29 protein-coding genes are annotated in these 24,686 nt (G+C 62.3%); 15 read left to right on the plus strand and 14 right to left on the minus strand.

Going from position 1 to position 24,686, the window contains the following annotated elements; translation table 11 throughout:
* The first annotated feature begins 94 nt into the window (after positions 1 to 94).
* Positions 95 to 1,120: a class I fructose-bisphosphate aldolase gene (locus tag PU133_RS17990; RefSeq protein ID WP_404862797.1), complete on the plus strand. Its 1,026-nt coding sequence runs from the start codon at positions 95 to 97 to the stop codon at positions 1,118 to 1,120.
* A 110-nt stretch (positions 1,121 to 1,230) separates the two neighbouring features.
* Positions 1,231 to 2,025 (plus strand): SGNH/GDSL hydrolase family protein, encoded by a 795-nt coding sequence (locus tag PU133_RS17995; protein ID WP_404862798.1) that lies wholly within the window; start codon positions 1,231 to 1,233, stop codon positions 2,023 to 2,025.
* Positions 2,026 to 2,466: 441 nt separating this feature from the next.
* On the opposite strand, the gene PU133_RS18000 is transcribed toward PU133_RS17995, so the two are convergent.
* Positions 2,467 to 2,625 carry a hypothetical protein gene (locus PU133_RS18000; protein ID WP_164527963.1) on the minus strand — a complete coding sequence of 53 codons (159 nt, stop codon included), beginning with the start codon at positions 2,623 to 2,625 and terminating at the stop codon, positions 2,467 to 2,469.
* 241 nt (positions 2,626 to 2,866) lie between these two features.
* Between PU133_RS18000 and PU133_RS18005 the strand changes: the two genes are divergently transcribed.
* A complete protein-coding gene (locus PU133_RS18005) occupies positions 2,867 to 4,150 on the plus strand; it encodes an MFS transporter (RefSeq protein WP_404862799.1) in 1,284 nt (427 codons plus the stop codon).
* Positions 4,151 to 4,153: 3 nt separating this feature from the next.
* Here PU133_RS18005 and PU133_RS18010 read toward each other — a convergent pair whose 3' ends face one another.
* From PU133_RS18010 to PU133_RS18030, 5 genes are all read right to left on the minus strand, one after another.
* The gene (locus PU133_RS18010; protein WP_404862800.1) at positions 4,154 to 4,801 is read right to left on the minus strand and encodes a hypothetical protein; all 648 of its coding nucleotides are present in this window, start codon (positions 4,799 to 4,801) and stop codon (positions 4,154 to 4,156) included.
* Between the two features lie 127 nt (positions 4,802 to 4,928).
* On the minus strand, positions 4,929 to 5,054 hold the full coding sequence (gene ykgO / locus PU133_RS18015) for a type B 50S ribosomal protein L36 (RefSeq protein WP_065998194.1): 126 nt from the start codon (positions 5,052 to 5,054) through the stop codon (positions 4,929 to 4,931).
* Between the two features lie 163 nt (positions 5,055 to 5,217).
* On the minus strand, positions 5,218 to 6,297 hold the full coding sequence (locus tag PU133_RS18020) for a 5-(carboxyamino)imidazole ribonucleotide synthase (protein ID WP_404862801.1): 1,080 nt from the start codon (positions 6,295 to 6,297) through the stop codon (positions 5,218 to 5,220).
* Positions 6,294 to 6,818, minus strand: coding sequence for a 5-(carboxyamino)imidazole ribonucleotide mutase (gene purE, locus PU133_RS18025; protein ID WP_126011809.1), 525 nt, complete (start codon positions 6,816 to 6,818; stop codon positions 6,294 to 6,296). The genes PU133_RS18020 and purE overlap by 4 nt, the downstream gene beginning before the upstream one ends.
* A gap of 10 nt (positions 6,819 to 6,828) precedes the next feature.
* Positions 6,829 to 7,032: a YdcH family protein gene (locus PU133_RS18030; protein ID WP_126011811.1), complete on the minus strand. Its 204-nt coding sequence runs from the start codon at positions 7,030 to 7,032 to the stop codon at positions 6,829 to 6,831.
* A gap of 218 nt (positions 7,033 to 7,250) precedes the next feature.
* Here PU133_RS18030 and PU133_RS18035 point away from each other — a divergent pair, with 218 nt between their 5' ends.
* Positions 7,251 to 7,427 carry a YdcH family protein gene (locus PU133_RS18035; protein WP_126011813.1) on the plus strand — a complete coding sequence of 59 codons (177 nt, stop codon included), beginning with the start codon at positions 7,251 to 7,253 and terminating at the stop codon, positions 7,425 to 7,427.
* A gap of 39 nt (positions 7,428 to 7,466) precedes the next feature.
* Here the strand turns inward: PU133_RS18035 and PU133_RS18040 are convergent, their stop codons facing one another.
* The 3 genes from PU133_RS18040 to PU133_RS18050 form a co-directional block, all read right to left on the minus strand.
* Positions 7,467 to 7,727, minus strand: coding sequence for a helix-turn-helix transcriptional regulator (locus PU133_RS18040; RefSeq protein WP_126011815.1), 261 nt, complete (start codon positions 7,725 to 7,727; stop codon positions 7,467 to 7,469).
* Between the two features lie 105 nt (positions 7,728 to 7,832).
* Positions 7,833 to 9,476 (minus strand): acyl-CoA synthetase, encoded by a 1,644-nt coding sequence (locus PU133_RS18045; protein ID WP_404862802.1) that lies wholly within the window; start codon positions 9,474 to 9,476, stop codon positions 7,833 to 7,835.
* Between the two features lie 72 nt (positions 9,477 to 9,548).
* Positions 9,549 to 10,322, minus strand: coding sequence for a sulfite exporter TauE/SafE family protein (locus PU133_RS18050; RefSeq protein WP_404864580.1), 774 nt, complete (start codon positions 10,320 to 10,322; stop codon positions 9,549 to 9,551).
* A 99-nt stretch (positions 10,323 to 10,421) separates the two neighbouring features.
* Between PU133_RS18050 and PU133_RS18055 the strand changes: the two genes are divergently transcribed.
* From PU133_RS18055 to PU133_RS18080, 6 genes are all read left to right on the plus strand, one after another.
* The gene (locus PU133_RS18055; protein WP_404862803.1) at positions 10,422 to 11,081 is read left to right on the plus strand and encodes a thiamine phosphate synthase; all 660 of its coding nucleotides are present in this window, start codon (positions 10,422 to 10,424) and stop codon (positions 11,079 to 11,081) included.
* An 8-nt stretch (positions 11,082 to 11,089) separates the two neighbouring features.
* Positions 11,090 to 12,241 (plus strand): tetratricopeptide repeat protein, encoded by a 1,152-nt coding sequence (locus PU133_RS18060; RefSeq protein ID WP_404862804.1) that lies wholly within the window; start codon positions 11,090 to 11,092, stop codon positions 12,239 to 12,241.
* Between the two features lie 158 nt (positions 12,242 to 12,399).
* Positions 12,400 to 12,963, plus strand: coding sequence for an elongation factor P (gene efp, locus PU133_RS18065; protein WP_126011825.1), 564 nt, complete (start codon positions 12,400 to 12,402; stop codon positions 12,961 to 12,963).
* A 36-nt stretch (positions 12,964 to 12,999) separates the two neighbouring features.
* Positions 13,000 to 13,806: an inositol monophosphatase family protein gene (locus PU133_RS18070; protein WP_126011827.1), complete on the plus strand. Its 807-nt coding sequence runs from the start codon at positions 13,000 to 13,002 to the stop codon at positions 13,804 to 13,806.
* Positions 13,807 to 13,885: 79 nt separating this feature from the next.
* On the plus strand, positions 13,886 to 14,932 hold the full coding sequence (locus PU133_RS18075) for a flagellar motor protein MotA (RefSeq protein ID WP_404862805.1): 1,047 nt from the start codon (positions 13,886 to 13,888) through the stop codon (positions 14,930 to 14,932).
* Positions 14,933 to 14,935: 3 nt separating this feature from the next.
* Entirely contained in the window at positions 14,936 to 15,967 is a 1,032-nt protein-coding gene (locus PU133_RS18080; RefSeq protein ID WP_404862806.1) for a peptidoglycan -binding protein, read from the plus strand.
* A gap of 27 nt (positions 15,968 to 15,994) precedes the next feature.
* On the opposite strand, the gene PU133_RS18085 is transcribed toward PU133_RS18080, so the two are convergent.
* Complete coding sequence (locus PU133_RS18085) at positions 15,995 to 17,773, minus strand: ABC transporter transmembrane domain-containing protein (RefSeq protein ID WP_404862807.1); 1,779 nt, start codon at positions 17,771 to 17,773, stop codon at positions 15,995 to 15,997.
* A 219-nt stretch (positions 17,774 to 17,992) separates the two neighbouring features.
* Here PU133_RS18085 and rpmE point away from each other — a divergent pair, with 219 nt between their 5' ends.
* Complete coding sequence (rpmE, locus tag PU133_RS18090; protein WP_404862808.1) at positions 17,993 to 18,214, plus strand: 50S ribosomal protein L31; 222 nt, start codon at positions 17,993 to 17,995, stop codon at positions 18,212 to 18,214.
* A 128-nt stretch (positions 18,215 to 18,342) separates the two neighbouring features.
* Here rpmE and PU133_RS18095 read toward each other — a convergent pair whose 3' ends face one another.
* Positions 18,343 to 18,858: a DUF1465 family protein gene (locus tag PU133_RS18095; protein WP_126011837.1), complete on the minus strand. Its 516-nt coding sequence runs from the start codon at positions 18,856 to 18,858 to the stop codon at positions 18,343 to 18,345.
* A 446-nt stretch (positions 18,859 to 19,304) separates the two neighbouring features.
* Positions 19,305 to 19,493: a DUF1192 domain-containing protein gene (locus PU133_RS18100; protein WP_404862809.1), complete on the minus strand. Its 189-nt coding sequence runs from the start codon at positions 19,491 to 19,493 to the stop codon at positions 19,305 to 19,307.
* Positions 19,494 to 19,601: 108 nt separating this feature from the next.
* Here PU133_RS18100 and PU133_RS18105 point away from each other — a divergent pair, with 108 nt between their 5' ends.
* Both PU133_RS18105 and PU133_RS18110 read left to right on the plus strand, forming a co-directional pair.
* Entirely contained in the window at positions 19,602 to 20,597 is a 996-nt protein-coding gene (locus tag PU133_RS18105; protein ID WP_404862810.1) for an NAD(P)H-quinone oxidoreductase, read from the plus strand.
* A 126-nt stretch (positions 20,598 to 20,723) separates the two neighbouring features.
* Positions 20,724 to 21,743, plus strand: a complete 1,020-nt coding sequence (locus PU133_RS18110) for an alpha/beta fold hydrolase (protein WP_404862811.1) — start codon at positions 20,724 to 20,726, stop codon at positions 21,741 to 21,743.
* 103 nt (positions 21,744 to 21,846) lie between these two features.
* On the opposite strand, the gene pyk is transcribed toward PU133_RS18110, so the two are convergent.
* Together pyk and PU133_RS18120 are read right to left on the minus strand one after the other, a co-directional pair.
* Positions 21,847 to 23,286, minus strand: coding sequence for a pyruvate kinase (pyk, locus tag PU133_RS18115; RefSeq protein ID WP_126011843.1), 1,440 nt, complete (start codon positions 23,284 to 23,286; stop codon positions 21,847 to 21,849).
* Positions 23,283 to 23,750 carry a DUF1036 domain-containing protein gene (locus PU133_RS18120; protein WP_126013615.1) on the minus strand — a complete coding sequence of 156 codons (468 nt, stop codon included), beginning with the start codon at positions 23,748 to 23,750 and terminating at the stop codon, positions 23,283 to 23,285. Before PU133_RS18120 ends, pyk begins: the two co-directional genes overlap by 4 nt.
* Positions 23,751 to 23,973: 223 nt before the next feature.
* Between PU133_RS18120 and PU133_RS18125 the strand changes: the two genes are divergently transcribed.
* Both PU133_RS18125 and PU133_RS18130 read left to right on the plus strand, forming a co-directional pair.
* Positions 23,974 to 24,297, plus strand: coding sequence for a DUF1244 domain-containing protein (locus PU133_RS18125; protein ID WP_404862812.1), 324 nt, complete (start codon positions 23,974 to 23,976; stop codon positions 24,295 to 24,297).
* 128 nt (positions 24,298 to 24,425) lie between these two features.
* Positions 24,426 to 24,686 (plus strand): DUF2312 domain-containing protein, encoded by a 261-nt coding sequence (locus tag PU133_RS18130; protein WP_126011847.1) that lies wholly within the window; start codon positions 24,426 to 24,428, stop codon positions 24,684 to 24,686.

The following is a 24,686-nucleotide window of genomic DNA, read 5'->3' on the forward strand; positions in this document are numbered from 1 at the left end:
AATTTTTTCAATCGTTTAAGGCGTTTCGGGTGTCATTTCCTCGTCGGAACTAGTCTGCTAACGGCTTAGCCAATTCGAACAGGAGACGTCTGGAATGGTTGAAAAGCTTCAGGATATTGCGGCTGCAATGGTGGCTCGGGGCAAGGGCATTCTTGCTGCGGACGAGTCGTCGGGCACCATCAAGAAGCGGTTCGACACGATCGGCCTCACCTCCACTGAAGATGCGCGCCGCGATTACCGCGAGATGTTGTTCCGCGCGGAGCCCGCGATGAGCCAGCGGATCTCCGGCGTCATTCTCTACGATGAGACGCTGCGCCAGAAGGCTGCCGATGGCACGCCGCTCGTCGAGCTCATCCGCAATGCGGGTGCGGTGCCCGGCATCAAGGTCGACATGGGTGCCAAGCCGCTGGCCGGCTATCCGGGCGAAACGGTCACCGAAGGCCTCGACGGTCTGCGCGAGCGGCTCGCCGAATATTATGAACTCGGCGCGCGCTTTGCCAAATGGCGCGGCGTAATCTCGATCTCCAACGATCTGCCGACGAAAGGCGCTATCCACGCCAACGCTCATGCACTCGCCCGCTATGCGGCGCTCTGCCAGGAAGCCGGCATCGTGCCGATCGTTGAGCCGGAAATCCTGATGGACGGCACGCCGGGCGACCATTCTATCGACCGCTGCTACGAGGTCACCGACGCGGTGCTGAAAGCCGTGTTTGCGGAACTCGACCTCGCACGCGTCGCGCTCGACGGCATGGTGCTGAAGCCCAACATGGTCATCGACGGCAAGAACGCCCGCAAGGCTTCCGTCGAGGAAGTCGCCGAAAAGACCGTGAAGTGCCTCAAGGCGAATGTGCCGAGCGACGTTGCCGGCATTGCCTTCCTGTCGGGCGGCCAGTCGGACGAAGAGGCAACCGCGCATCTGTCCGCCATGAACGCCGCCAACGATCTGCCTTGGCCGGTCACGTTCTCCTACGGTCGCGCCCTGCAGGCGGCCGCGCTGAAGGCCTGGGGCGGACGCTCGGAGAACGTCGCTGCCGGTCAGCGCGCCTTCAGCCACCGCGCAGAGATGAACGGTCTCGCCGCAATCGGCAACTGGAAGCGTGAGCTGGAAACAGCGGCCTGACCTTCTAGGCCGTCCTTAGCCGAAGCGTTTGATTGTGCATTGCAAAATGTGACCGCCCGCCGCCCCTTCCGAGGGTGGCGGGCGGTTTCATTTTGTGAGACAGGATCGAAATGCGTTATCGGTACAACGGCCTCCTCAGCTGGCTGCTTTCGCCCATCGCCCTCGCGCAGGGCTTCGGCGTTCGTCGACGCACGCCGCGCCTTTCTCCGCCGCCTGGGCGCACCGCCGGTCAGGTCGGGTCGCAATCGGAGCCTCGCTTCCACATTCTCGTCATGGGCGATTCGTCGGCGGCCGGCGTCGGTGCCGATCACATGGACGAGACGCTGGCACCCAAGCTTGCCGCACGACTTTCGGAGCATTTCGGCACGTCGGTGAAATGGCGCACGATCGGCGCGAATTCGGCCACCACCGAGGAACTGCGCGATCACGTGATCCCGAACATCCGGCGCGAGCCCTTCACGCACATTCTGGTGTTGGCCGGCACCAACGACATGAAGGATTTCGTACCACGGCGGCGGTTCGACGACGGGTTCGGTGGGATGCTGTTTGCGCTGCACGCCAAATGGCCCGATGCAACACTTATCTGGTCGCCGATCATCGACATGCGCACCGTGCCGGCTTTGCCGAAACTGCTCGGCCAGATCCTCGAGCTGCGCGTTGCGATGATCAACGAGCTCGGCCATCAACTCTGCCGGGAACGCTTCACGATCGCCGCTCCCCGCCTGACGGCCCATGATCGCGAAGGCTTCGCCATCGATGGCTTCCATGCGAGCGCCAAGGGCTACGGCTATTGGGCGGACCTGGTGGCAGGCGTGATCATCGATTCGGAAACGCGCCGCTCCCAGGGCCTCTTTCCAGTCCGCGACGTCGAAGCGGAGACGCCGGAGCCGAAAATTTCAGCGTAACTGAACATTAACTAAGTGCCCACAGCTCTAGCGTTATCGCATACGCTAGAGATGCGGCCGTCCAAATTGTCCCAAAACATGCATCGCTTATGGCTGAATGCTTTTTGACAGTTCTGTTTTCTGAGAGCGGTTGATGGAATTTCGTGAAGGCACGCCCGACCATATTATATTGGAAATATATTTCGCAGTTTATTGGTTGCCCGTCCTACTGGGGACCATGGCGATTTTAGCCTGTCTGCTGACCTATCGCAGCCGACATCGGTACCGCTTCGCATTACTGATTGTTGCGCTTGTTCTCATACTACCGTCGATCGGGATCACTTGGCTCTACAATGCCCTGTGGCTATTGCAAGATCCGGAATACGGGATTTATGTATTATGCGATCCGTGTTTCTGAATCGCGCCACAGAACGGTTCGCGGTTGCTGGTCCACTCACATCGCTATGTTGGGCGAATAAGCACCGTCGCCATCGTGACGGCGAGCGCCACCACTGCGATCTTCCAGAAATCCTTGCGGCGTTTGAGGCCGGGGAGCCCGAGTGGACGAATGATGTGAACGATCATCGCCAGCAGGAGCAGAATCGAGATCGCCTTCGACATGCATCGTCTCCTCAATCAGAGTGCCGTACGCCCGCCAGGGCGCTCCGAGCCGCTCCGACTCATTTCAGAACGAGCATCGGAATCTCCGACAATCGAATCCCATTGCCGGGCCAACGCCGTGGCACAGCCATAAAGCAGCACCCGCCTGGGTCAACCGCGTCGCCTTTTTGAACGCCATGGGTTTTCCTCACCGGTGAAGTTCTGTATCCGGCGACTATCGGAATGGATGACGGACTGAGTGATGGCCCGCAACCTGCTACCCATCTTCGCCCTTCTCCTGGGCACGGCCTTCCTGCTTGCCGGCAATGGTCTTCACGGCCTTTTGCTGCCCATGCGGGGCTCGATGGAGGGTTTTTCCTCCGCCAGCCTTGGTCTTCTCGGCACGTCATGGGCCAGCGGCTTCGTGCTCGGCTGCCTGCTCGCCCCGCGGCTCGTGAAGCGAATCGGGCATGTGCGGGCATTTTCCGCCTTTGCAGCCGGTGCGGCGATCGTCGCTTTGCTCACCGGCCTTCTCGTTGACCCGATCGCCTGGATCGTGCTTCGGGCGCTCACGGGCTTTTCCATGGCCGCCGTCTTCATGGTCATCGAGAGCTGGCTCAACGAGCGTTCGACCAATGACAGCCGCGGCATGGTGTTTTCGCTCTACATGACGATCACCTATGTGGCGATCGTCGCGGGGCAGATGTCGATCGCCACCGGCAACATCTCGACGCCGACATTCTTCATGATCGCCGGCATACTTTATTGCATGGCGTTGCTGCCGACTGCGGTTTCGAGCGCCGTCAGTCCCTCCCCCCTCAGGGAAGTGCGGCTCGATCTCAAGGGGCTCTATCGGAATTCGCCGGTTGCCTGCGTCTCGATCTTCCTGATCGGCGTCGCCAATGGTGCGTTCGGCACACTGGGGCCGGTGTTTGCGGCACAGGTTGGCCTTGCGGAAGGCGCAGTTGCCTCGCTGATGAGCGTGACGATCTTTGCGGGTGCCGTCGCCCAGTTTCCGGCAGGGCGCCTCTCGGACCGCGTGGATCGCCGCTACGTGCTTGCTGCCGTCGCTGCGCTTGCGGGCACAGTCGGCATTTTGATGATGGTCACCGTCGCGACTGATCTCACCGTGCTGTTCGTGCTGATCGCGCTTTATGGCGCCGCCTCCTACACGCTCTACCCGATCGCCGTCGCCCATGCGAACGACTTCGCCCGTTCGGAGGATTTCGTGAAGGTATCGGGCGGTCTGCTGCTGCTTTACGGCATCGGAACGATCGTCGGGCCGACGATCGGAGGCCCGGCGATGGATGCCGGAGGGCCGCATGCGATCTTCGCCGTCACCCTCGTCTCGCATCTGTCGATCGCGGTCTACGCCATCCTCAGATCGCGCCGCCGTGCTGCAGTACCAGACGCCGACAAGGAGGCGTTCAAGACGCTCCCCTCGGTGCGCGTTGCGACACAGCAGGGCATTCACCTCGACCCAAGGGCGAATGTGGAGAGCCCATCGGAGCCCGGACCGAGCGACCGACAGTCCTCCGCAGCTTGAAGATCAGACAGGATCGCCTTCGATCTTGTCTTCGATCTCGACCACTTTGCCCTGTGCGTTGCGGTCGGACGGATAAATTTCGAGAACGCGCTCATAGGCACGCAGCGCCAGCCGGTCGTTGCCCGCTTCGGTCATGATCGCCGCCATGCCCGACAGGGCGCCGAAATGGCGCGGCTCGAGCGACAGCACACGGTGGATGTCGGCCAGCGACTTGGCATGATCGTCCATCATGAAATGCAGCGTGGCACGCTTGTTGAACCCTTCAGGAAAGTCCGGCTTCAGCACGGTGACCTGATCGAGCAGATCCAGTGCAGTGCCGTAGCGCTCGTCCTCCATCGCCTCGGTCGCCCATTGCATCAGGACGTTGACCGTTGCGCTGCCGGAATCACCCCATTCAGCCCAGATTTCCCTGACGATGCGCCTGCCTTCGGCCGGGTCGCTCACGCGCTTGAGATTGGCGAACAGCCCGTCCAGTGGATCGGCGTCGCTGATTTCGCCGGTCAAGGCGGCTGCCTGAGGGGAAGTTGGCTGCGCAACCGCGGGACTGTCGGCGGGTGACTGACCGGCGGCCTGCGCATGCGCGAGCGTGCAGGGCACGACGATCAGCGTCGCGGCGAGCAGAGCGGTTCGGGCGGACAGGGTGCGTTGCATGGGAAGAGGGTAGAACAGACCCTCCGATTTGCAATCGCAAAATATCGTGAGGACCCGCAAGCGTCAGCTGCGAGCCCTCTGATCTTTCAACAACAATGACATCGCCCCACGAGAGGGCAACGCGCAATCAGCCCTGACGGGCCTTGAAGCGCGGGTTCTGCTTGTTGATGATGTAGACCCGGCCCTTGCGGCGAACCAGGCGGTTCTCGCGGTGACGGGTCTTCAGCGACTTGAGCGAATTCTTGATCTTCATCTTACTCTGTCCGCAAAAGGCCCGCTCGACTGCCTGAGGCAAGACCGGGCTTTAAACAATCAAAACGCGCCCAATGAGGCGCGCCGGAAACGTTGGGCGGGGTGTATATCCTCCCCCGGAACGTGTCAACCGATGGCAGCCACGTAATCCTGGAAAATCCGGATCAAAGACGCGGTTTCACCCGCGTATAATGTCCCATCTTGCGGCCTGCCCGCGCTTCGCCCTTGCCATAGATATGAAGCGAAACATCCGGTTCGGCGGCGAGATGAGCAATCTCGGCAACTTCGCGGCCGAGCAGATTGTGCATCTCGCAGTCGCTGTGGCGCGCCGTCGAGCCAAGCGGCAAGCCGGCAACCGCGCGGATGTGATTCTCGAATTGCGAGATCAGGCAGGCGGCCTCGGTCCAGTGGCCGGAATTGTGGACGCGCGGCGCCATCTCGTTGGCAATGAGGCTGCCATCGGCGAGCACGAAGAATTCGATGCCGATGACACCGACATAGCTGATGCTTTCCAGCACGGCAGAGGCGGCAGCGATCGCAGCGTCTGCCGTAGCTGTGGAAATGGAAGCCGGAACGGTCGACGTGGCCAGAATACCGTCACGATGCACGTTTTCAGCGGGATCGTAGAAGACCATCTCGCCATCGCGGGCGCGCACGGCGATCACCGACACTTCGCGTTCGAACGGTACGACCGCTTCAAGGATTGCCGGCACCGCACCGAGATCGGCGAAAGCGTCGTCGGCGACATCATCTTTGGAAAATCGGCGCTGTCCTTTGCCATCATAGCCGAGGCGGCGCGTCTTCAGGATGCCCTCACCCTCAAACTCCGCCAGAGCCGCTTCCAGCATCTGCTGGTCGTCGACGACGCGGTAAGGTGCAGTGGCGATACCCGCCTTTTCGAAGAACCGCTTCTCGGCCAGCCGGTCCTGCGAGACTTCCAGGGCGCCCACCGGCGGGAAGACCGGTACGGAGCGCGACAGATGCGTCAAGCCGCCAACAGGAACATTCTCGAACTCATAAGTGAGCACATGGGCAGAGGACGCCAGTTCTTCCAGCGATTCGAGGCTATCGTAAGCGCCGATGATCTGGCGGTTGGCGACCTGGGCTGCCGGGCAATCGGCCTGCGGCTCCAGCACCACGGTGCGATAGCCGAGCTTTGCTGCCGCCATGGCAAGCATGCGCCCAAGCTGACCACCGCCGACGATGCCGATGGTGCTGCCGAGCGGCAGATGGACGGTGCTCATGGATGCTTGCTTTCACTGGCCGGCTGGGAATCGTCGACCGGGCGCTCGGCAACGGCCTCGGTTTGTTTGCGGCGCCATGCGTCGAGGCGGTCGGCAAGGGCGGCATCGTTAAGCGCAAGAACGGCGGCTGCCATCAAGGCGGCGTTGACCGCGCCGGCCCGGCCGATGGCAAGCGTTCCAACCGGTATGCCAGCCGGCATCTGAACGATCGAGAGCAGGCTGTCCTGGCCGGACAGCGCTTTCGATTCGACCGGCACGCCGAACACGGGCAGCGGCGTCATGGCAGCTGCCATGCCCGGCAGATGCGCCGCGCCGCCGGCACCGGCAATCACGACCTTGAAGCCTGCATCGCGGGCACCCTTGGCAAAGGCGACGAGGCGATCGGGCGTCCGATGCGCGGAAACGATGCGCGAATCATAGGCGACATCCAGGGCATCGAGCGTTTCGGCCGCGTGGCGCATGGTTGCCCAGTCAGACTGGCTGCCCATGATGATGGCGACGGGCGTCCCTGCGGCGCTCATGGCCTGCTCCTCACGCAATGATGTCCGGTATGATCTGGTCCTCGATCTGCGAGATCCGGTCCTTGATGATGAGCTTTTTCTTCTTCATACGCTGGATGCGCAGCGCTTCGCAGCCGATCTGGATCATGGCCTTGATGGCGACGTCATAATCTTCGTGCTCTTGCCGCAGCCGCGCCGCCATGAGGCGCAGTTCACTTTGATCCTGATCGGACATGCCTTTCCCCACTCGACACCGGAAAAGCCACGCTTTGCGCAGCAGCCACAGTGCATTTTCGGGGAGGCTCGTACCACACATTCGGGCGTAACGGGAAGTTATCAATGGTCATGAAATCACCTTCGACAATCCACATTTCCCATGGCACACTTCCTGTTTCCGCAACCGGCGCTCGCGTCCCAGACGGGGCGTCGATAACCGAAGGAAGGAAGTTGTACATGACCGTTGAGGCTCATCTCGCAACACTGAAGCAGAAGCATGGCTCCCTGGAGGAACAGCTTCACGCCGAGAGGACCAGACCTTCCGGAAAAGATCAGACGATTGTCGAACTCAAACGTCAGAAGTTGCGTCTCAAGGATGAGATCGAGCGGTTACAGGCAAAGATGAGCCACTAGGCTCGTCATCCGCTTTCCAAAGGATCACGCGATAGGGGTTCAAGCCCAGAATTGATCGAGCCAGATGTTCAGGCGCATAAAGCCTGCATTGTCGATCGCGTAGATCCGCCGCGTGCCCTGCGGCTTCACGACGACCAGTCCGCTGTCCAAAAGCGCCTTGAGGTGCTGCGAGACGGCGGGCCGGCTGATTGGCAGCCCCTGCGCCAGCTCATTTACCGTTTGAGGCGCGCGACGAAGCTCCTCCAGCAGATGGCGGCGATTCGGATCGGCAATGGCTGCAAACGGATCCAGGGTCGGCATGGCGTGACGGTAAGTCAAAGCCGATTTGCGGGCAAGCGATTTTGTGCACTGCAGCGAAGATGTTCAGTGCGAAATACTTTCCCGCTGCTCGAGCGCATATGCAGCTTAAAGAGCTTTGGCGCGATCCCGTAGAACAAATTTCTGGATTTTGCCGGTCGATGTCTTCGGCACCTCACCGAAAACGATGCTTTTCGGGCACTTGAAGCGTGCCAGATGCTGCCGGCAGTGTTCGATCAATTCTTCTTCCGTTGCTGCGCGGCCTGCTCGCAATTCGACGAATGCGCAAGGCGTTTCGCCCCATTTGTCATCCGGACGCGCCACGACGGCCACCGCCTGCACAGCCGGATGCCGATAAAGCGCATCCTCGACTTCGATCGACGAGATGTTTTCGCCGCCGGAAATGATGATGTCCTTGGACCGGTCCTTCAGCTGGATGTAGCCATCCGGATGCATGACGCCGAGGTCGCCGGAGTGGAACCAGCCGCCCGCAAAGGCTTCGTCGCTTGCCTTGCGGTTTTTGAGATAGCCTTTCATCACGATGTTTCCGCGAAACATCACCTCCCCAAGCGTCTCGCCGTCGGCCGGCACGCGTTCCATCGTCGATGGATCGATGACGGCCAGATCCTCGAGCGCGTTGTAGCGCACGCCCTGGCGGGCCTTTTTCGTGGTGCGGGCCTTCGGGTCCAGATCGTTCCAGTCGCCCTTCCACTCGTTGACGACCGCCGGACCATAGGTTTCCGTCAGTCCGTAGAGATGCACGACCTCAAAGCCTGCATCCGCCATGCCGGACAGAACCTGCTCCGGCGGTGGCGCAGCGGCCGTGTTGAAGGAAACCGTCTGCGGAAAATCGCGTTTGTCTTCCTCGGGCGCGTTGATCAGCGTCGACATGACGATCGGCGCGCCGCAAAGATGCGTAACGCCGTGATCGGCAATCGCATCGTACATCGCCTTCGCCCGCACCCAGCGCAGGCAGACATGCGTGCCGGCCACCACGCCCAGCGTCCAGGGGAAGCACCAGCCGTTGCAGTGGAACATCGGCAGCGTCCAGAGATAGACGGGATGCTTGCCCATGCCGGACGCGACGACGTTGGAGTAACCCATCAGCGCGGCACCGCGATGGTGATAGACGACGCCCTTGGGGTTTCCCGTGGTGCCGGACGTGTAGTTCAGCGAGAGCGAGTCCCACTCATCCTCGGGGCCCGACCAGTGATGGTCGGGATCGCCGGATTGAAGGAACTCCTCGTAGTCGATCGTTCCGAGGCGCGCGCCTTTCGCCGCTGGTGCATCATCGGGGTAGTTCGGGTCGTCATAATCGATGATCGTCGGTTTAACGGTGGCAAGCTTCAGGGCATCGGCGACCAGACCCGAAAATTCCCGGTCGACGATCAGCACCTTGCTGTCGGCATGATCGAGCTGAAAGGCGACGATGGCCGCATCCAGCCGGGTGTTGATCGAATGCAGGACGCCGCCGGACATCGGCACGCCGTGATGAGCCTCCAGCATGGCCGGCGTGTTCGACAGCATCACCGACACCGTATCGAAGCGCTTGATGCCGGCAGCCTGAAGCGCGGAGGCGAGCTTGCGGGAGCGCTCGTAGAAGGTCCGATAGTCCATCTTCATGGCGCCATGGATGATGGCGATGTGATCGGGATGGACGTAGGCGGCACGCGCGAGATGCGCAATCGGCGTCAGTGGCTTATAATTGGCCGGGTTGCGATCGAGATCGGTCTCATAGGCACTGCCGCTCATTGACGTCTTTCCTCCCCTTCGGCCGCGCTCCCCGCTCGGCTGACGCACACGATATTGAGATTGTCGCCGCGATCAAGCGAGGAGGCCGCCAAGGCCGTCCCAGATCAGTTTCAGCGCAGCCAGGAAGACCATCCCGTACATGAACGGGTAGAAGCGTTCGGCCCGGATGCGGCGCACGATCGCGGCGCCGGCAAGTGTGGCGATTGGCGCGAGCGGCAGGAGCACGAGTGATGCCTGCAGATTGGAGGCATCGAACTGCCCGAGGGCCAGATAAGGCACAACCTTGACGGCATTGACGACGGCGAAGAAGCGCACGCTAGTGCCCACATAGGTGCGCGGTTCCTGACGCAGCGCCAGGGCGTAGACCTGATAGGGCGGGCCGCCGGCATGCGAGATGAAACTGGTGAACCCCGAGACCGTGCCCCAGAACGCACCTTTGACGCGATTGTGCGGCCGCTCGCCCGAAGGCGCACCGCCGCGCAGCTGCCAGGCACGGCGCGCATAGTCGAGGGCGAAGATGAGCGCCACGACGCCGACCAGCAGCTTGATCATGGCATCGGTAACGAAAGCGGCGGTCATCCAGGCGATGCCGATCCCGATCATTGCGCCGGGCAGCATGATCTTCAGGGTCATGCGATCACTGTGATGGCGCCACGACCACAGGCCCACCATATCCATGACGATCAGGATCGGCAGAAGGATCGCCGCCGCCTGGACGGGCGGGACGACGAGCGACATCAAGGGCACGCCGAGCAATGCCATCGCGCCGCCAAGCCCACCCTTGGAAAGGCCGACCAACAGGACGGACGGGATTGCGGCGGCGTAGAACCAGGGATCGGAAAGCATCGGCAACCAGTTGAACCTTTGTTGCCACGCGTCTATCCGAGATCGGCGGGGATTGCGAGCGGCGACCAGACGGCCCACCCGCGCACAAGGAGCCCAGGCGTGAGCAAGGCAGAGTTCGAAGACAGATGCAGATTGGTTTTGGTGACGCAACCCGGCGACGACGTCGACGCGCAGGGTGAGGCGCTCTCACAAGCGCTTTCCAGCGGCGACGTTGCAACGGTGATCGTCCCGCAGGCCGGCCGCGACAATGACCTCTTCCAGACGCTCGCCGAAAAGCTCGTTCCAATCGCACAGGACAAGGGCGTCGCCGTCATCATTGCAGGCGACAGCCGCGTGGCTGGGCGCGCCCGCGCCGATGGCCTTCACGTGGAAGGCGCCACATCGGATGCGGCCGAAGCGATCGAGAAATTCTCACCCAAGCTCATCGTCGGCATCGGCAATGCCAAGGACCGGCATGGCGCGCTGGAGCGTGGCGAATTGCGGCCCGACTACATCTTCTTTGGCAAGCTCGATGGCGACATCAAGCCGGAAGCCAATCCCAAAGTTCTCGATCTTGCCGAATGGTGGTCGGCCATGATCGAGATCCCGTGCATCGCCATGGGCGGCACCGCCGTCTCCTCCGCGCTGGAAGTCGCGGAAGCCGGCGGCGAGTTCGTCGCTCTCGGCAAAGCGATCTTCGATCATCCTTCCGGTCCCGCTGCCGCCGTTCAGGAAGTGAATGCGCTGCTCGCCGAAAAAGCGCCACGGTTCAGCGATTGATGCCGCTCATGGGGCATGTCGGAACGCCAAGGATCGATCGAGCCGAACGACGCGGGATTGCGGCGCTTGTTGCCCTGTCGCTGGTTGCTGCCCTTGGCCTTGGACAGGCATCGGCGCAAGACGCCGAAGGGGCTCCGCCGGCTGAGGACACGCAGGCGGCGCCGACCACGGACCGTCTCCTCGGCAATGGCGAAACCGACCTCCAGCCCGGCGAACCGGGTTTCCTGATCGAACGGCTTGCCGGCGAGCAGCGCCCCATCGGGCTTATCGGCGGCGCGATCCTGCCGGCACCGAGCGTCGCGGCCCTGCCGGCCGATTTTATGACCGATCCGACACCCGCCAAGGCTTATGCCGCTTTTCAGCGGGGCTATTATCTGACCGCCATGGACATGGCGCTTCCGCTGGCCGGAGATGGCGACGCGGCCGCGCAGACGCTGGTGGCGGAGCTCTTTTCCGAAGGCTTTGCCGTCCCGCGCGATCTCGAACAGGCTGCGTTCTGGTATGGGCAGGCTGCTGCCGGCGGCGATCGCGAAGCTCAGTTCAAATACGCGATGATGCTTCTGGCGGGGCGCCACACTGAAGCCGATCCCGAGCGCGGCCGGGAGTTGATGAAGCAAGCGGCGGACGCCGGGCATCCCATGGCATCGTTCAACTACGGCCAGCTTCTCGTCGATCAGCAGCGGGGTCAGGCGGGACTGATCGCGGCAATGCCCTACTTCGAACGCTCGGCGGCTGCGGGCGTGGCAGACGCGCAATACGCGCTGTCGCAGATCTATGTGAATGCCCGGGATCTCGATGAAGCGCAGCGTGATACGGCCCGCGACTGGCTGGCGCGCGCTGCCGCTTCCGGCTTCGACACCGCCCAGCTCGATCTCGCCATCTGGCTGATCGACGGTATCGGCGGCGATGTCGATTACGAGGAAGGGTTCCGCTGGATGCAGATCGCAGCCAATCGCGGTAATGTGGTTGCCCAGAACCGCCTGGCGCATCTCTACATCAACGCGATCGGCACCCGCCCCGACCCGGTCGCGGCCGGTCGCTGGTACGTGCTGTCGCGGCGGGCGGGCTATAACGATCCGGTGCTCGACGACTTCTTTCGCGGCCTGACCGACGAGGAACAGCGCCAGGCGATCGAAGCAGCAAACCGCTTTCTGGGCTGAGCGCTCCGCCCCCGAGACTGCGCTCCGACCGGCACGGGCTTGAAAGCCGGCCGCATTTGTGGTCTTGAGGCGCGCAATCCCGGAAAGCGCGCTCTGAGCGATCGCAATCGGACCCATCCGACGTCTTCCGGTCGTCCAGATGTCAACGGAAAAGACTCATGAAGATCAACGGCAACGAAATCCGTCCCGGTAACGTCATCGAGCACAATGGCAGCCTCTGGGCCGCGGTGAAGACCAACGCGGTCAAGCCAGGCAAAGGCGGCGCCTTCAACCAGGTCGAACTGAAGAACCTCCTCGACGGCACCAAGCTCAACGAGCGGTTCCGCGCTTCCGAAACGGTCGAGCGCGTGCGCCTGGAGCAGAAGGACTTCCAGTTCCTCTATGAGCAGGGCGACATGCTCGTGTTCATGGACAACGAAACCTACGAGCAGTTGGAACTGCAGAAGGATTTCGTCGGCGATCGCGCCGCCTTCCTGCAGGACGGCATGATGGTGACCGTCGAACTGTACGAAGACAAGCCGATCGGCATCTCGCTGCCGGATCAGGTGGTCTTGGCGATCGTCGAGGCCGATCCGGTCGTGAAGGGCCAGACGGCGGCGTCGTCCTACAAGCCGGCCGTCATGGAAAACGGCGTGCGCGTCATGGTGCCGCCCTTCATCGAGTCCGGCGAGCGCATCCTGGTCGATACCAACGAGATCACTTATATCCGCCGCGCCGACTGATCAGGCCGCCCACTCCTCTTCCCGAAAGCTTTCCCGATGGCCCGCTCCGCCCTCTTGAACGTCATGGTCCAGGCCGCAATGAAGGCCGGGCGGTCTCTGTCGCGAGACTTCGGCGAAGTGCAGAATCTGCAGGTTTCGCTCAAAGGCCCGGGCGACTATGTCAGCCAGGCCGACCGCAAGGCCGAAGAGATCATTCACTCCGAGCTTCTGCGTGCCCGCCCGACCTACGATTTCCTCGGTGAGGAAGGCGGCGAGACGAAGGGCACCGACGGTGCGCATCGCTGGATCGTCGATCCGCTGGATGGCACGACGAACTTCCTGCACGGAATTCCGTTCTTCGCGGTCTCGATTGCGCTGGAGCGCAATGGCGAGATCGTCGGCGCCGTGATCTTCAACCCGGCGATGGACGAGCTCTTCACGGCAGAACGCGGCGGTGGCGCGTTCCTCAACGATCGTCGCCTGCGCGTTGCGGCCCGCAAGAAGCTGTCGGATTCCGTCGTTGCGACCGGCATTCCGCATCTCGGCCGCGGCCACCACGGCAAGTTCCTCGTGGAGTTGCGCAATGTCATGGGCGAAGTCGCCGGCGTTCGCCGCACCGGCTCCGCAGCACTCGACCTTGCCTATACGGCTGCAGGACGGTTCGACGCCTATTGGGAAAAGAACATCGCTGCCTGGGACATCGCAGCCGGCATGCTTCTGGTGCGCGAGGCCGGGGGCTACGTCACCGACCTCGAAGGCGGCAACCGGATGTTCGAGAGCGGAACGGTTCTCGCCGGCAACGAGTACATCCACAAGGCGCTGAAGGACGTGGTGCACCGCCCTGCTCCTGCAATCGGCGGTTAATCTTCCGGCACACCGCGGCTTTCTTTCCGTCTTGATTCTCGGTTACTGTCCGACACTATGACGATTGGAGCTGCTTTTCATGGCAGGATTGAAATTCTCGGGCTGGGGCATTTCCGACGACGGCACCGGCGCCGATCCGCATAAATTATCGAGCCCGCTCGTCTTCTTCTGGAGCATGCTGATCTTCCTGATCATCGTCGGTTTTCTGGCGGCGATCCTCTATCGGCAGATCCAATCGGCTTTCGTGACCAATCCCGGCCTCAATGGCCTGATCTTCGGCGTGCTGCTGATCGGCGTCCTGCTCGCCTTCAACCAGGTGCTGCGGCTTCGCCCCGAAGTGCGTTGGGTGAACTCGTTCCGTGCGGCCGGCAGTGCCGAAAAGGCGGGCCGTGAGCCGGTGCTTCTTGCGCCGATGCGCGCGCTGATCGGGCGCCGCCAGGAGATGGCGCTTTCCACCTCGTCGCTGCGATCCATCCTCGATTCCATCGCAACGCGTCTCGACGAATCCCGCGATACCTCGCGCTATCTGATCGGTCTTCTCGTCTTTCTCGGCCTGCTCGGTACGTTCTGGGGCCTTCTCGGCACCATCGGCTCGATCAATAACACGATCCAGTCGCTGGATCCTGGGTCAGGCGACACGAATGATATTCTGGCTTCCCTGAAGGCAGGCCTCAGCGCTCCGCTCGGCGGCATGGGCACGGCATTCTCGTCCTCGCTCTTCGGCCTGTCGGGTTCGCTGATCCTCGGCTTCCTCGACCTGCAGGCAGGGCGCGCGCAGAACCGGTTCTACACGGAGCTGGAAAACTGGCTCTCGACTGTGACGGACATGGATTCCGAAACGATCGTCAACGAGATTGGGCGCGGCACGGGTTCGACGGAAGAGCTTCGGCTGCTCTCGGAACGGCTGCAGGCCATGTCGCAGGAAAACGGCATGTCGCAGCGCTCCACCACCGCCATGGCCAATCTGGCCGAAGGGATCCAGGGGCTGGTGAAGAACATGCGGTCCGAGCAGCAGATGCTGCGCGACTGGATTGAGGCACAGCAGCGGGAAACGCGCGCGCTGCGCGAGACGCTGGAGCAGATCTCGACGCGCATCGATCCCGACCGCCCTCGGAAAGAAGGCTGATCCATGGCCTTGGCGCGCAACAGGCGGCGGGAGCGGTCCGTCGATTACTGGCCGGGTTTCGTCGACGCCCTGTCGACCCTGCTGCTCGCCATCATGTTCCTGCTGTCCGTCTTCGTGCTGGCCCAGTTTCTGCTCAGCCGCGAGATTTCAGGCCAGGACGAGGTTCTGAACCGGCTGAACAGCCAGATCAACGAGCTCACTCAGTTGCTGGCGCTCGAACAGGCCGTCGGTCAGGACGCCGAGGATGCGCTCGCCAATCTGCGTGCGTCGCTTGCCCAATCCGAGCAGGAGCAATCACGTCTGCGCGAACTGCTTAGCAGCAATCAGGGCGTCTCCTCCGAAGCCGAAGCACAAATCGGCATGCTGGAGGGCACGCTCGCCGACGAGCGGCAGGTCAGCCAGCGCGCTCTGAACCAAGTCGAACTGCTGAACCAGCAGATTTCCGCCCTGCGCAGCCAGATCGCGGCTCTGGAAGGCGCGCTCGACGTTTCCGAAGCGCGTGACGCGGAAGCGCAGACGCAGATTGCCGATCTCGGCCGTCGCCTGAACGTTGCGCTTGCGCAGCGTGTGCAGGAGCTGAACCGATACCGCTCCGACTTTTTCGGCCGTCTGCGGGAGATCCTGTCCGACCGCGAAAACATCCGGATTGTCGGCGACCGCTTCGTTTTCCAGTCGGAAGTGCTGTTCCCTTCCGGTGGTGCCGAACTCAATCCGGAGGGCATCGATCAGATGGGTGAACTGGCGACGGCCGTGCTGGAGCTCGCACGCGAGATCCCGTCCGACATCAACTGGGTGCTGCGCGTCGATGGCCACACGGACAATGTGCCCTTATCCGGCACCGGCCGGTATGTGGACAATTGGGAGCTTTCGTCGGCCCGCGCGACCTCGGTCGTCAAATACCTGATTTCGCAGGGTGTCCCAGCCGAGCGGCTGGTTGCGGCGGGCTTCGGCGAATTCCAGCCGATCGCGGAAGGCGACAGCCCGGAAGCGCGCGCCACCAACCGGCGCATCGAGCTGAAGCTGACGGAGCGCTGATAAGCTAGCGTTGCGATGTGAGCGAGCTTACTTCGCCGCCTGGATGAATTCGGTCTGCCCGTGATCGAACTGCAGGCGCGCCAGCCGCGCATAGACGCCGTTGCGCTCCACCAGAGTGCGGTGCGTGCCCTCTTCCACGATGCGTCCGCGATCCATGACGACGATGCGATCCGCCTTAAGCACGGTGGCGAGCCGGTGCGCGATGACGAGCGTCGTGCGGCCCTTCATCAGCCGCTCCAAGGCCTGTTGCACCAGTTGCTCGCTTTCGGCATCGAGCGCGGAGGTGGCCTCGTCGAGAATGAGGATCGGCGCATCCTTGAGAATGGCGCGGGCAATCGCGATGCGCTGGCGCTGTCCACCGGAGAGCGTGATACCGCGCTCGCCCACCATCGTGTCGTAGCCGTCGGGCAGCGCGGCCACGAAGATATCCGCGTGCGCTGCCTTTGCCGCCGCCAGGATATCTCCCTCGCTGGCACCCGGCCGGCCAAACGCGATGTTGTCGCGCACCGTGCCCTGGAAGATCGTCACGTCCTGCGGCACGATCGCGATGCGCGCACGGACTTCGGCTGGGTCGGCCTTGGCGATGTCGACGCCATCGATGCGCACCGTGCCCGACACCGGGTCGTAGAAGCGCAGCAGCAACGCGAAAAGCGTGCTCTTGCCCGCTCCTGAAGGGCCGACGACGGCAACGCTCTCCCCGGGTTTCACCTGAAGATCGAAATCATCGAGCACCGGCATGTCGTCGCGCGCGGGATAGGCGAAGGCGATGTGATCGAACTCGATGGCGCCCACCGGGGGCACCGGCATCACGATGGGGTTGGCCGGCGCCCGGATCTCGGGCACCTCGTCCAGCAGTTCCGACAGGCGCTCGGCGGCGCCGGCGGCTTGAGAGATCTCGCTCCAGACCTCGGACAAGGCTGCGAGCGCACCAGCGGCAAACAGCGAATAGAGAAGAAATTGGCTCAGCGTGCCTGGCGACATCGTGCCGTCGAGCACGCGCTGCGCGCCGAACCACAAGACGGCGACGACGCTCCCGAATGCCATGCAGATCGCAAAGCCGGTCAGCACGGCGCGCGCGCGCACGGCGTCGCGCGCTGCGGTGAAAGCTGTTTCGATCGCGTGGGAAAACAGGCCGTTGGCGGTCGGTTCGTTGTTGTAGGACTGAACGGTGCGGGTCGCGCCGATCGTCTCGCTCGCATAGGCCATGGCGTTAGCGAGCGTATCCTGGGCAGCGCGCGAGCGGCGGCGCACGGCGCGGCCGAAAGCCACGATCGGGAACACGATCAGCGGAATTGCGGCCAGCACCAGGCTCGACAGGCCCGGGCTCGTGACGATCATCATGCCGATAGCACCGATGCACAGGATCATGTTGCGGAGCGCCAGCGATGCCGTCGCGCCGACCGTCGATTTGATCTGTGTGGTGTCCGCTGTCAGGCGCGAAACGATCTCGCCAGACTGATTAACGTCGTAGAAGCCGGCAGAGAGGCTCGTCACATGCGAAAAGACATCGCGGCGAAGGTCGGAGACGACCCGCTCGCCAAGGGTGATGACGAAATAGTAGCGAAAGGCGCTCGCCAGCGCGAGCAGCACCGCGATCACCAGGAGCATGATGAAGTAGGTTTCGATGAAGCCGGCATCGGATTCGGAGAAGCCGTGGTCGATCATGCGACGGACAGCCAGCGGCAAGGTCAGCGTCATGCTCGCGGCGAGAACGAGAAAGATCAAAGCGCCGGCGACCAGCCCGCGATAGGCCAGCACATAGGGCAGCAATCTCGCAAGCGGTCGCAGCGAGCGCCTCTTGTTCACGCTAGGGGCCGTTTCCGCCACGCTTTAGCTCTCCTACTCCCGCCCGGCCCCATTTTCCCCCGGGGCTCTTGTTATCGATTTGCCCTTCCTGTATAGGCTCGCCAACAAATTAGGAAGCTGCGAGCCTTAATGGCGGCGCTTTCATTTCCCATTTGAGCCGATTTGACGCAACGCCTATTTCGTCACGGCGGCTCGCCAAGCAGTCAGGAAGCCAGGACGATGAAAGCCGACATTCATCCCAACTACCACACCATCAAAGTCGTCATGACGGACGGCACCGAATACATGACGCGCTCCACCTGGGGTTCGGAAGGCGATACGATGAACCTCGAGATCGACCCGAAGTCGCACCCGGCCTGGACCGGTGGTGGCCAGCAGCTCATGGACCGCGGCGGCCGTCTTTCCAAGTTCAAGAAGCGCTTCGAAGGCCTCGGCCTCTAAGTTTCGATTTCTCAGGAGATCAACAAAAAGCCCGGTCACGAGACCGGGCTTTTTTCGTTTCGACGGTGGTTGCAGTCGCAGTCAAGAGAAGGAGAGAACGGCAGTTTCTCTCCTTCCGAAGAGGCGTGTCAGTGGTGGCCGAATGCCGTCTGCAGCAATGAAAGCTGTGCCTTCACGCTGTTCTCGTTATCGGCGAATGCCGGCATCACTTCGGGCCGGTAGATTTCGCGATCAAGCAGCGCAACGCGTGCCTGAAGACGCAGCGAACGAGCTACGAGGTCGCGGAACTGCTCGGGAAGATCGTCCCAGCCCGGCGCGTTGGCATCGATGGTGAAGCTGTCGATCCGCACCTTGTTCTTCTCGGACATAACCTGGTCGCGGCTCATCTCGCCGTTGTTGACCGCGCGCTGCAGCAGAAGCCACGAAGCAAGCTGCATCAAACGCGTTGTCAGCCGCATGGACTCCGCCGCGTAGAGTATGGACGCAAGACGCGGCAGGTCCTTGGATGCAATGCGACCCGGACCATCGAGATAGCTTGCCGTTTCTTCCACCAGACCCATGCCGTCGGCATACAGTGTCTTGAATGGGTTGGACGTCGCCATGTGACCGGCAAAGCTGATCATGTTGCTGGACGTTTCGCTCATGTTCGAATTCCGCCTCGATATCAGTTGACCCGCCGTGCCGCATTCTGCGGTTCTCGCCTGCAGGCTGTGTCGCGTCGGCACATCATGGCCGTCGCATTCTTGAATGCTGTAACACTCCAGGCAGAATCAGGTTCCGTTCCGCCGTCATGGGGTGATCGATCTCTACCCGCAGAATGGTACGTCGACAGGGCTTTGCGCAAGATCGTTCTTAAGAAAGGGTTAATGTCCACATGTGCGGCAAATGCGCCGTCCCTTCCTGCGACGAAAAAAAAGAGCCGCAAAAGCGGCTCTCGAGAGTTTAACAGGGAGGCGTCAAACAGAGTGACCAGCAGTCAGTCTGCAATCGTCCAGAAGCTCCGGACATGAACATTAAACACTATTAACCGTTAATGCCTGGTTAATGGGCCGGGCCCCCTGCCTCTTTTCGAGAATCCGAGCGATCTCCATCAGCGAAAAAACCGCTCTGCCGCCGCCTTGCTGGATGTCTTCATCTCGATTTCCTCTTCCAGCCGCGCAATCTCGCTGCGCAGCGCATCGATGCGTTGCCGCAGCTCGTCGGCGGAAAGAAGCGCCAGATCGGCGCCGATCTCATGAACGGGTTTGCGCGTCGGCGGCATGTCATCGAAAATGGCCATCGGCTCATCACTCCTTACGCTTCACGCTTGGACCGAATGCGAGGATCGCTCGCCCTCGGCGGACCGAGCCAGTATAACCCCGTGACGAAAAACAGAAATGGAAAAGCCATGCCCGAGACGATGCGCGCCGTGGAGATCAGCCAGCCGGGCGGTCCGGAAGTTCTCAAGCTTGCCGAGCGCCCTGTTCCGGCCCTGAAGCCCGACGAGGTGCTGATTGCCGTCAAGGCCGCCGGCGTCAACCGGCCCGACTGCCTGCAGCGGCAAGGCGCCTATCCACCACCGGCTGGCGCCTCCGATATTCCGGGGCTCGAGGTCGCCGGTGAGATCGTCGCGCTCGGCGACGCCGTCACGCGCTGGTCGGTCGGGGATCGGGTTTGCGCTCTGGTGACAGGCGGCGGATATGCCGAACGTTGCGCGGCACATCAGGACAGCGTGCTTCCCGTGCCGGACGGCTTTTCCATGGAACAGGCAGCCGCCCTGCCCGAGACCTATTTCACCGTCTGGCACAATGTCTTCCAACGGGGGGGATTGCAGGCCGGGGAATCCTTTCTGGTGCATGGCGGCACGTCCGGGATCGGCACGACCGCCATCCAGCTTGCCAAGGCGTTCGGCGCGACCGTCTACGCGACCGCGGGCTCGGACGACAAATACCGCGCCTGTCTCGAGCTTGGCGCCGACCACGCCATCAACTACCGCGAGGAAGATTTCGTGCAGGCGGTCAAGACCCTGACCGATGGCGAAGGCGTGAACGTGATCCTGGACATGGTCGGGGGCGACTATATCGGCCGCAACTACGACGCGGCGGCCATCGAGGGGCGCGTGGTGCAGATCGCTTTCCTCAATGGGCGTAAAGCCGAGGCTGATTTCTCCAAGCTGATGATGAAGCGGCTGGTCCATACCGGCTCCACGCTGCGCGCGCGCGACAGCGGCTTCAAGGGGAAGCTTGCGGCGGAGCTCATGGAAAAAGTCTGGCCGCTGCTGACAAGCCGCCGCGTTGCACCGGTGATGGACAGCGTCATTCCGTTTGCCGATGTGGTGGAAGCCCATCGCCGCATGGAAGGCAGCAGCCATATCGGCAAGATCGTGCTGAAAATCAGCGATTGAGGATGAGAGGGAGCGGGCGGCGCAACCAAACCGGCGCGGCGGACGTATAGGTCTACTGCCGTCACCAGTGCCCGTCATCGACGACTGTCGCCCGCCTCCCGCTCATTCCAATCGAACCCTCAGCTTATGCGTCCCATGATCATCGTCGTTCTCGTTCTTGCCGCCGTGCTTGCTCTTCTGGCCGGCTACACGGCTTACCAATCGCGCCAGATCGAGGCTCGCTTTCCGCCGATCGGGACGTTCCACGAGGTCGACGGGGTTCGGCTGCATGCGGTTCACATTCCCGCAGGGCCACAGGCCGATCTCCCTCCTCTCGTCTTCCTGCATGGCGCGAGCGGCAATCTGCGTGACCAGTTGGTTGCCTTCGGCGACCCGCTGAAGGGCCGCGCCGAGATGCTGTTCGTCGACCGGCCCGGCCACGGTTATTCGGAGCGCGGCACTGCCTCCAATTCCAATCCCGATGGTCAAGCGGACATGGTCGCCGGCCTGATGGCGAAGCTTGGCATCGACAATGCCCTCATCGTTGCCCATTCCTTCGGCTCGGCGATTGCGGCGAGCTTTGCGCTTCAATATCCGGAGCGCACGGGTGGCCTGCTCTTTCTCGCGCCCGCGACCCATCCTTGGCCTGGCGGGGTCGCCTGGTTCTATTCGGTCGCCCGTGCACCGGTGATCGGCCCTCTTTTCAGCAATGTCGTTGCGCTGCCGGTGGGATCGGCACGCGTCGTGTCCTCGGCCGCCTGCGTCTTCGCCCCGAATCCCATGCCGTCCGATTATGTGGAGTTGACGGGGCCGCAACTGGTGCTGAGGCCGAAGGCTTTCCGTGCCAATTCAACCGATGTCGCCAATCTGAAGGACTACGTGGAGCGGATCTCGCCTCGCTACCCGGAGATCACTGTGCCGGCCGTCGTCATCACCGGCAATCGTGACGAGATCGTTCTACCGGAAATCCATTCGCAGGGGCTCGCGCGCGATCTTTCGAACTCCGAACTCGTCGAGATCAACAATCTCGGCCACAAGCCAGACTATGTCGCCCGGGACATCGCCATCGCAGCCATCGAGAAACTGGCAGGCGGCCAGGCAGACCTGCAGGCGATGGCGCGCGCCCTCGAAGGGCGCATCGCCGATGATGCGGAGGTTTGTGGCTAAGCGTTTCCAGGTGAAGTGGCTATCGGTTCACCGTTCGGAAACGCGCCAAATCAGAAACTTAGAAAGCAATTGAGCGAAGCGAAGTTGCTTTCGACGTTCATGTTCAAACGGCCGACTGCCCGTCGGACGAGATATAGGCGATGCGCAGCATGTTGGTCGCGCCGGGTGTGCCCAGCGGGACGCCTGCGGTCACGATCACGCGGTCGCCCGCGGAGCCAAAGCCTTCCCTGTGGGTGATGCGGCAAGCACGATCGACCATGTCGTCTAGATCGTGGGCATCTTCCGTCACCACGCAGTGCAGGCCCCAGCAGACCGACAGGCGACGCGCGGTCTGGATGACCGGTGACAGCGCCAGGATCGGCGTCTGCGGCCGCTCGCGGGAGGCGCGCAGCCCGGTGGTGCCAGAAGATGTGTAGCAGACGATCGCAGCGAGGTTCAGCGTTTCGGCGATCTGTCGCGCGGCAAGCGAGATTGCATCGGCGCCGGTCGGTTCGGGCTGCGGGCGCTGCGCGTAGATGATGCCCGAATAGTTCGGGTCCTTTTCGACCTTGCGGGCAATGGCGGCCATGGTGGACACGGCTTCGACCGGATAATCGCCGGCAGCCGATTCCGCCGACAGCATCACCGCATCGGCACCTTCAAAGACTGCGGTTGCGACGTCCGACACTTCTGCGCGGGTCGGCACCGGAGCCGAAATCATCGATTCGAGCATCTGGGTCGCGACGACGACCGGCTTGCCGGCCTTGCGGCAGGCGCGTGTCAGCTGCTTCTGGATACCGGGCACGGCTTCGATCGGCATTTCGACGCCGAGATCGCCACGCGCCACCATCAGGGCGTCCGAGAGTTCGATGATCTCGTCGATCCGCTCCAGCGCCTGCGGCTTCTCGATCTTGGACATGAGGCCTGCCCGGCCGCGCACGATCTTGCGCACTTCGGCGACGTCTTCCGGCCGCTGGATGAAGGACAGCGCAATCCAGTCCACCTCTTCGGTGGCGATCGCCGCATCGATATCCTTGCGGTCCTTTTCCGTGAGCGCACCGGTGGCGAGCGTAGTATCCGGCAGGCTGACGCCCTTACGGTCCGAGATGTGCGTGCCAGAGATCACCTTAGTGACGATAGACTTGCCGTCCACCTTGACCGCTTCGAGCTGCAGGCGGCCATCATCGATCAGGAGCCGGTGCCCGACCTGAACGGCTTCCAGGATTTCCTTGTGCGGCAGTTGCACCCGCGTCGCGTCGCCAGGCTCGGGCTTGTCGTCGAGGGTGAACGTATCGCCGGCCGACAGCTGAACCTTGCCTTCGGCAAACTTGCCAACGCGCAGCTTGGGCCCCTGGATGTCGCAAAGAATGCCGATCGGGCGACCGACTTCCTTTTCGACGTTGCGGATGCGGCCGATGAGATCGCGCATGATCTCGTGGCTGGCATGGCTCATATTGATGCGGAACAGGTCTGCACCCGCCTCATGAAGCTTGCGGATCATGGCCTCGTCGGAGGAGGCCGGACCGAGCGTCGCCAGGATCTTGACTTTGCGCTGGCGTCTCATTGGCTGGTGCCTTCCGTGCTGTCAGGTGTCGCGTTGGGTACGGTCGTCGGCGATGCGGGCGGGGCTGGCGTGTCGGAAAGCTGAACCATCCAGCTGCCCTGTCGTCCCGTATCGTATTCCTTGAATTCCATGCGCTGGTAGCCGCGTGCGACGCAGTCGTTGACGCCGACGATTTTGAACTCGTTGTCGGCGACGCACATGTTGATGTTGCCGGCCCAGCGTCCACCGCGGGCGGCATCCTCGGCGTAGAGGTAATAGAAGCGCGACTGGAGCTGGCCTTCGATGAGCGTGGCGCAGGACGTGGCGGGAATCTGCCACCACCCTTCGGATATCCAGCCTTCCTGAGCCCGATAGCCGATTGCGACGCCAACGAGGTTCTGCGTTCCGTTGCAGACGCGGAAATCGGCGCGCGCCGTTTCGGTGCCACCGAAAAGGGCCGCGGACCCCGCCAGCAGGAACAGCATTTGGAGGCTCAAGAGACGCGATGTGAAGCGATTTTTCGCAGGCACGGTGTCTATCGTTTCTCCATTGATCACTGCGTCGGTTGTGCGATGCGAACCCGACAATGTCAACGAAGCTGAGCCTTTAGTGGCATCTCTTCCGTCAACTTGACCCATGGCTTCGGCGACGCCTAGAATCGGCCACCATCCATCACCATTTCCGGGACGAGTCCTCAGGAGGCCAATCATGCACCAGACATCGCCCGAACAGAAGCTCAGCGCCGAGCAGCGCACCGCACTCGAGGCAGCCGCTTTCCGCCGGCTGGTCGCGCATCTGCGCGAACGGACCGACGTGCAGAACATCGACATGATGAACCTCGCCGGCTTTTGCCGGAATTGCCTGTCGAACTGGTACAAGGATGCGGCCGAGGCGGACGGCATCGCGCTCACCAAGGACGAATCACGCGAGATCGTCTACGGCATGCCCTATGATGTATGGCGGGACCGCTACCAGACCGAGGCGACCGACGCGCAGAAAGCCTCATTCGCAACCAAGGCGACCCATGGCTGATGCGCATTCGGCGCATCACGCAGGGAATGCGTCGCGGCGGCAAGGTTTGACTTGACGTCGGCCGCGCCGCGCGGCACCTGACACGCTTAAAATTCGACCTTCTTGGAACGAGACAACAGGAGTAAGCGATGTCCGACACAGGCGGCGTCGCACGCGACCAACTGCGTGCATTCGTCGAGCGTATCGAACGCCTCGAAGAAGAGAAAAAGACCATCGCGGACGACATCAAGGACGTCTATGCGGAAGCAAAAGGCACAGGCTTCGACACCAAGGCCCTTCGCCGCGTGATCTCGCTCCGGAAGATCGACAAGGACGAGCGGATGGAACAGGAAGCGATCCTGGACACCTATCTCCACGCGCTCGGTATGGGCCCTGCGCCGGAAGAGTGA

The organism is Georhizobium sp. MAB10 (assembly GCF_045012825.1).
Lineage (GTDB): Bacteria > Pseudomonadota > Alphaproteobacteria > Rhizobiales > Rhizobiaceae > Georhizobium > Georhizobium profundi.

Bases quoted from the DNA above. Each gene is read 5' to 3' on its own strand.
- PU133_RS18035 (WP_126011813.1), top strand. From the start codon at position 7,251: ATGACCGTTGAGGCTCATCTCGCAACACTGAAGCAGAAGCATGGCTCC.
- efp (WP_126011825.1), top strand. From the start codon at position 12,400: ATGAAGATCAACGGCAACGAAATCCGTCCCGGTAACGTCATCGAGCAC.
- PU133_RS17995 (WP_404862798.1), top strand. From the start codon at position 1,231: ATGCGTTATCGGTACAACGGCCTCCTCAGCTGGCTGCTTTCGCCCATC.
- PU133_RS18120 (WP_126013615.1), bottom strand. From the start codon at position 23,750: ATGCTGTTCCTGCTGGCGGGGTCCGCGGCCCTTTTCGGTGGCACCGAA.
- PU133_RS18000 (WP_164527963.1), bottom strand. From the start codon at position 2,625: ATGTCGAAGGCGATCTCGATTCTGCTCCTGCTGGCGATGATCGTTCAC.
- PU133_RS18005 (WP_404862799.1), top strand. From the start codon at position 2,867: ATGGCCCGCAACCTGCTACCCATCTTCGCCCTTCTCCTGGGCACGGCC.
- PU133_RS17990 (WP_404862797.1), top strand. From the start codon at position 95: ATGGTTGAAAAGCTTCAGGATATTGCGGCTGCAATGGTGGCTCGGGGC.
- PU133_RS18110 (WP_404862811.1), top strand. From the start codon at position 20,724: ATGCGTCCCATGATCATCGTCGTTCTCGTTCTTGCCGCCGTGCTTGCT.
- PU133_RS18020 (WP_404862801.1), bottom strand. From the start codon at position 6,297: ATGAGCACCGTCCATCTGCCGCTCGGCAGCACCATCGGCATCGTCGGC.
- ykgO (WP_065998194.1), bottom strand. From the start codon at position 5,054: ATGAAGATCAAGAATTCGCTCAAGTCGCTGAAGACCCGTCACCGCGAG.
- PU133_RS18010 (WP_404862800.1), bottom strand. From the start codon at position 4,801: ATGCAACGCACCCTGTCCGCCCGAACCGCTCTGCTCGCCGCGACGCTG.
- PU133_RS18045 (WP_404862802.1), bottom strand. From the start codon at position 9,476: ATGAGCGGCAGTGCCTATGAGACCGATCTCGATCGCAACCCGGCCAAT.
- purE (WP_126011809.1), bottom strand. From the start codon at position 6,818: ATGAGCGCCGCAGGGACGCCCGTCGCCATCATCATGGGCAGCCAGTCT.
- PU133_RS18075 (WP_404862805.1), top strand. From the start codon at position 13,886: ATGGCAGGATTGAAATTCTCGGGCTGGGGCATTTCCGACGACGGCACC.
- PU133_RS18040 (WP_126011815.1), bottom strand. From the start codon at position 7,727: ATGCCGACCCTGGATCCGTTTGCAGCCATTGCCGATCCGAATCGCCGC.
- PU133_RS18125 (WP_404862812.1), top strand. From the start codon at position 23,974: ATGCACCAGACATCGCCCGAACAGAAGCTCAGCGCCGAGCAGCGCACC.
- PU133_RS18030 (WP_126011811.1), bottom strand. From the start codon at position 7,032: ATGTCCGATCAGGATCAAAGTGAACTGCGCCTCATGGCGGCGCGGCTG.
- PU133_RS18130 (WP_126011847.1), top strand. From the start codon at position 24,426: ATGTCCGACACAGGCGGCGTCGCACGCGACCAACTGCGTGCATTCGTC.
- rpmE (WP_404862808.1), top strand. From the start codon at position 17,993: ATGAAAGCCGACATTCATCCCAACTACCACACCATCAAAGTCGTCATG.
- PU133_RS18095 (WP_126011837.1), bottom strand. From the start codon at position 18,858: ATGAGCGAAACGTCCAGCAACATGATCAGCTTTGCCGGTCACATGGCG.
- pyk (WP_126011843.1), bottom strand. From the start codon at position 23,286: ATGAGACGCCAGCGCAAAGTCAAGATCCTGGCGACGCTCGGTCCGGCC.
- PU133_RS18105 (WP_404862810.1), top strand. From the start codon at position 19,602: ATGCCCGAGACGATGCGCGCCGTGGAGATCAGCCAGCCGGGCGGTCCG.
- PU133_RS18070 (WP_126011827.1), top strand. From the start codon at position 13,000: ATGGCCCGCTCCGCCCTCTTGAACGTCATGGTCCAGGCCGCAATGAAG.
- PU133_RS18100 (WP_404862809.1), bottom strand. From the start codon at position 19,493: ATGGCCATTTTCGATGACATGCCGCCGACGCGCAAACCCGTTCATGAG.
- PU133_RS18060 (WP_404862804.1), top strand. From the start codon at position 11,090: ATGGGGCATGTCGGAACGCCAAGGATCGATCGAGCCGAACGACGCGGG.
- PU133_RS18080 (WP_404862806.1), top strand. From the start codon at position 14,936: ATGGCCTTGGCGCGCAACAGGCGGCGGGAGCGGTCCGTCGATTACTGG.
- PU133_RS18050 (WP_404864580.1), bottom strand. From the start codon at position 10,322: ATGCTTTCCGATCCCTGGTTCTACGCCGCCGCAATCCCGTCCGTCCTG.